The 6,729-nt window shown below is 35.7% G+C and carries 3 protein-coding genes and 2 tRNA genes; 1 reads left to right on the plus strand and 4 read right to left on the minus strand.

All coding sequences use genetic code 11. From position 1 onward, the window contains the following. Positions 1–64: 64 nt before the first annotated feature. The 4 genes from ACFIJW_RS02855 to rplU all read right to left on the minus strand — a co-directional run bounded on the left by ACFIJW_RS02855 (position 65) and on the right by rplU (position 6,106). Positions 65–154 (minus strand) — tRNA-Ser (locus tag ACFIJW_RS02855). A 1,257-nt stretch (positions 155–1,411) separates the two neighbouring features. Beyond that, positions 1,412–3,943: a phosphoenolpyruvate--protein phosphotransferase gene (ptsP, locus tag ACFIJW_RS02860; protein WP_375633222.1), complete on the minus strand. Its 2,532-nt coding sequence runs from the start codon at positions 3,941–3,943 to the stop codon at positions 1,412–1,414. A gap of 1,401 nt (positions 3,944–5,344) precedes the next feature. Beyond that, positions 5,345–5,614, minus strand: coding sequence for a 50S ribosomal protein L27 (gene rpmA, locus ACFIJW_RS02865; RefSeq protein WP_273723965.1), 270 nt, complete (start codon positions 5,612–5,614; stop codon positions 5,345–5,347). 12 nt (positions 5,615–5,626) lie between these two features. Further along, positions 5,627–6,106, minus strand: a complete 480-nt coding sequence (gene rplU, locus ACFIJW_RS02870) for a 50S ribosomal protein L21 (protein WP_375633223.1) — start codon at positions 6,104–6,106, stop codon at positions 5,627–5,629. Positions 6,107–6,391: 285 nt separating this feature from the next. Between rplU and ACFIJW_RS02875 the strand changes: the two genes are divergently transcribed. Then, positions 6,392–6,481 (plus strand) — tRNA-Ser (locus ACFIJW_RS02875). Positions 6,482–6,729 lie beyond the last annotated feature (248 nt).

The raw sequence follows: 6,729 nt of genomic DNA on the forward strand, positions 1-6,729 counted from the left end.
AACGCTCCCGAACCTTTAAAAAGATTACAAAGAATCAATACGTTATACATAGGAGAAAATTGTATGGCGGAGAGAGAGGGATTCGAACCCTCGATATGGTTTCCCATATACACGCGTTCCAGGCGTGCGCCTTCAACCACTCGGCCACCTCTCCAGAAGTTTGCACTATACCCAGAAAGAAATAACGTGCAAGTCTAAACTATACATTCAAAACCCAAAAAACAAATTCATTTATTAAAGTAAGAGCTTTTATCTGTTGAATAACAAGCACATCCCTTCTTTTTAAGAAAAAACTTTTTTCGTGGATAGGTTTGTAGAATACAATAATGAGAATAAAAAGATTGTCACCAGTTATAAACTTTCATGCTCATTTACGCACTTTCTGCTTCACAAAAAAATACTTCTCTTAAAATTGGCATACAGTCCATAGTTTTACACAACCAAATAATTAAAATCACTTACTTATACGTCATAGGAAGGGATGGTATGTGGGGAAAGAACATTTTAAGAGAGGATAAGTGGCTCTTATGCATTTTCTTAAATAGCACGAATTTTTGCAACATTGAGAGCTGTAAAATAGTGTGATGGTGTCAGTTTTCTCTTTCATAGGATTATATAATAAGCCCTACTCTAAATCCTCTATTCAATTTCACACTTCTATATTTAGTTGATACTAAAGAAAATAAAATTCAGAAAAAAACTTTGCATTTTTAATTTAATATGTATGAATATATTTTATTTTCTGAAATGAAAAAATAGTCTCATTTTGATCAAATACAAAATAATAAAAATGCAAACCTGTTTTCATTTTTACCATATACTTTTAAATTCAGCTTTACAGTTTTCAAAATATCTAAAGTAATCTCAATTATTTAAAAGAAATTACGTATTACTTCATACTTTTGATTATCGCATTCTTTAAGCGTGATATGGTCTCATCACAAAACAGAATACTCTAAAAATACTATTTTCTTTCTCATCCACACGTTTGTAAAAAAACATCTCTTAAAGCTTGCCACATCTACCTCATACGGTATCTATGAATGGTATAAAATCTATTGGATAGCATCATCTTTCCTTAAATAAAAAGTAAAAGCCAAGTACTATCAAGCTATTTGTCGCCTAATGTTAAAATATCTATTGCTATTTGAGAGAATGCATAAAAGGAATTTATTCTTTCTTAGAGTGTTTTTATCCATACATTACTCCTCCTTGTAATGTATAAAAGAGTAATTTTTATTAATTAAATATAGAGAACTTTAAAACGAAAAAACCCTACAATATTCAGGGTTCTCATTATGTAAAACGATAAATTACCATTATAAATTAATATACTGTATTAATGTTTTACAGCACTAAAGATCTGATTAGTCTGCAAAATGAGCTCGTTCTTTCCCCTTAATGTTCTTTATCACCTTATATCCTTGCTTAGAGCACGTACAGCTCGTGCAGTTTCACATTGTAATGCTTTTTGTGCTAAAATTTTCATATCTTCAAAACTATGAGTCTGTAAACACGCCTTTACTGGAGAAATATCGCAAGATATCATAGAAAGCTCATTAATTCCCAATCCAGTCAAAATCATTGCACCAAAAGGATCTCCAGCCATACCACCACATACACTAACCCAACACTTATGTTGTGCAGCTCCCTGAATAGTCTGATAAATCATACGCAAAACTGCTGGATCAAGGCTATCAGCTTCAGACACAAGGTACGGATTTTGCCGATCAACAGCCATTGTATACTGTGTTAGGTCATTGGTTCCAATTGAAAAAAAATCAACATGGGCGCTCAATACATCTGCCATAATGGCCGCTGCTGGAACTTCGATCATAATACCAAGTTTTAATTTTGGTGCATTAATATCGTTGCGGATTTCTTCTGCAATCTTTTTTATAGCGACAATCTCTGAAACAGACATGACCATCGGAAACACAATCCATAGATCTCCACCCTCTTTTGCCGCTCGATATAAAGCACGTAATTGAGGCACAAAAAGATCACGTCGACGTAACAAAAGCCGCGTTCCTCGAACACCTAAAAAAGGATTGTCCTCTTTAGATAAATGTAAATGCGTAACCTGTTTATCTCCACCAATATCAAGTGCACGAATAATTAATGGCTTATCTCCTACAGCTGTAATCATCGCCCGATATATATTAAATTGTAGCTCTTCATCCGGAATATATGGATTCTCTAAAAACAAAAATTCCGTGCGCATGAGTCCAACACCTTCAGCCCCTAAATCAAGCGCAACAGGAACCTGATTTGCGTAGTTGACATTAGCCATGATACGAATTCTTTGACCATCTGTCGTTTGCGCTGGTAATCTACATGCATTTATTTCACTGACACGTTTTTGCGCAACAGTATCAATATGCCTTTGAGCATCTTCAACGTCTTCAAGCGTAGGATCAAGGTAAATAAACCCGTTATCGCCATCAATAATAGCCTGAATATCAGACTGAATTGCTAAAATATCATCACCTGTAGCAACAACCATTGGAATACCAAGAGTACGCGCCAAAATAGCTGTATGAGATAATGGACCTCCCCATGCTGTTGCTAATCCTTTTACCCTTGTACAATCAAGTTGTGCTACATCAGAAGGAGAAAGGTCATTTGTAACCAGAATTACACCATGTGGAATATCATTTAAAAAGAACGATCTATAGGATGGATTGATTTCACCTAAAACACGTCGACCAACATCAACTAAATTAACAGCACGTGCTGCTAACAAAGGATTATCTACCTTAAAAAACATATCTGAAAATTGACGAACCGCTCTATCCCAAGACCAAGCGACACCATGACCTTCCGCTATAAAACGACAAGCTTGAGCTATTAAATTTTCATCTTCAAGCAAAACCATTTGCGCAGAAAAAATCGCAGCAGAATCTGCTCCCATACGCACTGTAATATCAGAAATCACAGATGCCATTTTATGTTTTGTTTTTGTAAGAGCATTTTCAAGACATGCTGCACCAGCTGCAAAATCAATTGGCTGATCTATTATGGAAATATCATTTTGCCTTAAAACAAAAATCTTACCAAATGCTAATCCTGAACTCGCTCCAACACCAGAAATGCCTTTTTGCATAGAGCGTGGATACCAACCATGAAAAGCCTTTGTTTGAGATTCCATTGCTCTCATCAGACATTTTTCACTAATACTCACTTTTTTTGCAATAGCAATGGCATCATTGAGAAGTTGTGCTCCTTCTGCAGCATCTGTAGAAAAAATCAGAACATCACCATTTTTTGCTCCTAATTGCAATAAACCAACCAAATTTTTCATTTCAACGGTATATTGACCATGGCGAACTCTGATAGAGTTTTGAGCCTTTTTCGCAAAATCAACCCATAGAGAAGCTGGTCGTGCATGAAGACCACTTGGATAATCTAAAGTCCATTCCTGACACACCGAAAGGTCACCAATAAAAGTTTTTTCTATCTTCATCTCTTGGTCAAACAAAGTTGTAACAATTTGCTGTTTGTCCATAGTTGTTGCAAGTACTTCAAGCTGTTTTTTATCAAATAAAAGAGACGTCAATTTTTTACAAATTTCTCTATAGCGATCTGGACACGCTGCAATGGCAATAACCAAATATGCTTTCTTGCCATCCTGCCACTCAACACCAGCAGGCACCTGTATAACAGCAACAGCATCCTTGATAATTAAATCACGATTTTCAGCCATACCATGAGGAATGGCTATACCATTTCCAAGCCAAGTATTGGTTGTTTCTTCACGTGCAAGCATACTTGCCAGATAACACTTATCAACTGCACCAACCTGCACAAGCAATTCAGCAGCAGCATAAATTGCATCATTTTTATGATCAAAAGCAGCTGCAAGTTGTACAGATCTTATAGACAAGATTTCACCATCAGTAAAATCTACATTCATTGTTTCTGCTTTCTCATATCTCATCATGAATTCAAATTGCCTCACATTTGAACACCAATATCTCTGATACATTCCTTTTCAAAGCTGCATTTCCCAAAATACAAGCTATAAATACCACCACAGCTCTCTTTATATTCTACAGAATATAGCTAAGTGAGGTGCTTAAATACCTCAATATAACCGATAAAACAATTAGATATTATTATCCACCTAAGTGCTTAAAACCATCATAAACAAGTCTGCCTCTTACTCTTTTACTTTACAAAGACAAAACCCCATTTTTTACAGCACCAATCACCTGAAAAACTATGCTTTCAAAATGCTCTCATTATCCTAAGTTATCCAACATAACTTTTCATTATTCTCCCTACAAGAAAGCATCCTTCCTAATCATCCGTAACTTCAGCTAATATTTTAATTGATTCCTCAAAGTTTATTTAACCTATTATCCCTCTTTATAAATTCATTACATAATTACAAATTGCTCCATGCAACTTATCATCTTTATTCCGTGCTACCCATCTCTTATGATATCAAACTCTCGATATATAATATTTATATATTTTAAGCTACACCTTTACTTCAATCAATATCGCAAATACACAATGCCCTCTGTCGCACATTTGCAAAGTACGACATCCCCCCCAAGCACCATCACCAACTACTAAAATCAAGAAAAACTCTACAAATAAGATAAATAAAGTAAAAAATGAAAAGCAATTATTGCCTTAACCCTAGCTCTTATGCTTGTTTATTTTCAACAATACACAATAATAGTGAAATCAGAAAAAATATTCTTGAAGGGCGCTGATTGCACGTTGGTTATTTTTATATCTTTAAACACCGTACTCCTTAAAAATATAATTTCACTCTCGATTTACCGAAAATTCCTTAATGCACGTCACTTTCAAAGTAGTTTTGACTACCTTCTTATGGATTTTTATCCCTATGTCTTTTTAAATGAATAGCCCCACCTATCCACACTACCACCTAAAAACAGTATGACAACTCATCAATACCACAATGCCGATAAAAAGACCCATCTTTATCAAAATGATTACATCAATAATGCTCTCATTAAATTTCTCATAATTTTCTGAAAACAAACTGCTTCTCTTATAAGAAATTACTCAACGCTTCTTCATACATAAAAAGAAAGTCTCTCCTCACTGATTATTATACAGAAACTTATCAATAAACTCTATCATAATATCAATATGTTCAGTATTTAAATACTAACATAACAGCGCACAAACTTTTTCCCTCATTGAGAAAAGCCATTTCCCCAATTCTACCTTTTTATCTTCTACATTTATTATAGTACCAACGCAAAAAGGGAAAGATGAGATTCATCTTTCCCTTTGAATACTTATAAAACCACAACTACAATTCAATGAAATCCCGTTGATGGCTAGAGAGTGTTACAGATTACTCTGCTGCCTCCACCATAGGAATGACTGAAACATAGGAACGATTACCCGCTTTGCGTTGAAAAGAAACCTTTCCATTTGATAATGCAAAAAGCGTATGGTCTTTTCCAATGCCGACATTGTTTCCAGGATGCCAACGTGTACCACGCTGGCGAATAATAATATTTCCGGCAATAACGGTTTCACCACCAAATTTTTTAACGCCTAGACGTTTCGATTCTGAATCACGACCATTACGCGAGGAACCACCAGCTTTTTTATGTGCCATAGACGCTCTCCTTTAATCTTTCTTACTCTTTGATGCTACAGATGCTTTCTTCTGCGGCGCAGTCTTTTTTTCAACCGTTTTTTTAGCCGTCTTCTCAACAGAAGCAGCAGCTTTTGTTTCTTTTGGTGTAGTTTCTTCTTCTTTTATAGGTTTCGCAGCAACTTTTTTAGGTTTTGAACCACCCATTAAAATTTCTAAAACACGAAGCCTCGTAAATTCTTGACGATGGCCACGCGTGCGTTTAGAATTTTGGCGACGGCGCTTCTTAAATGCGATAACCTTGCGCCCACGTGCCTGTTCTAAAATCTCAGCTGTCACCAATGCATCAGCAACGACAGGGGTACCAATAACCGCATTACCTTCTTGCCCAACCATTAATATATCATTGAATTCAACCACATCACCCGCATTTCCACTAACTTTTTCAACTTTTACCACTTGATTAGCAACAATGCGGTATTGCTTACCACCAGTTTTAATGACTGCGAACATTTTTTATCCTTCCGTTCACTCCAGCTCTTATTTAATTTCTGCCTTGAAATAAGGGGAAATAGGCTGCTTTTTATCAGTCGTAATAGATCTCAAAGAAGGATAAAACCTTCTTTAACACAAATATGCGCAGATTTCCCCGCGCTTATATTTTGTATATATGAAGGAATTTCTATTCTCTGTCAATAAAGTCCCATAAAAAAGAAAAAAAGGTTGTACCAAAAACAATTGAAGGTTATCTACCCCTTATACACTCAAATAGCGCCAATTTTTGTTTCACTTTATTATGGAGAGATGGCTGAGTGGTTGAAAGCACCGCACTCGAAATGCGGCATAGGGGCAACTCTATCGGGGGTTCAAATCCCTCTCTCTCCGCCACAGTTTATAAAGCGATATTGTAGCTTGTGTAGCTTGACAGCAGGTTTTGTGTATGTAGCTTGCCAGCAGGTTTTGTATAATTTGCCACTAGGTTTTGTACCAATTTATTTTTTTTCAAAGAGTTTTTAAGGGGTTCTCAAAGGGTCTTCAAAGACCTTTCAAAGATCATTTAAAGCTCTCTTTAACGCATTTTTCTGCTCCTATTTTTCCAAATCACTAAAGCATGTAAAGTCGGGTTGAAAGGCAAG

The organism is Bartonella sp. MM97QHHN, assembly GCF_042194285.1.
Lineage (GTDB): Bacteria > Pseudomonadota > Alphaproteobacteria > Rhizobiales > Rhizobiaceae > Bartonella.

What these genes read in the sequence shown, in the direction of transcription:
- ptsP (WP_375633222.1), bottom strand. Translation starts at nt 3,943, where the DNA reads ATGATGAGATATGAGAAAGCAGAAACAATGAATGTAGATTTTACTGAT.
- rpmA (WP_273723965.1), bottom strand. Translation starts at nt 5,614, where the DNA reads ATGGCACATAAAAAAGCTGGTGGTTCCTCGCGTAATGGTCGTGATTCA.
- rplU (WP_375633223.1), bottom strand. Translation starts at nt 6,106, where the DNA reads ATGTTCGCAGTCATTAAAACTGGTGGTAAGCAATACCGCATTGTTGCT.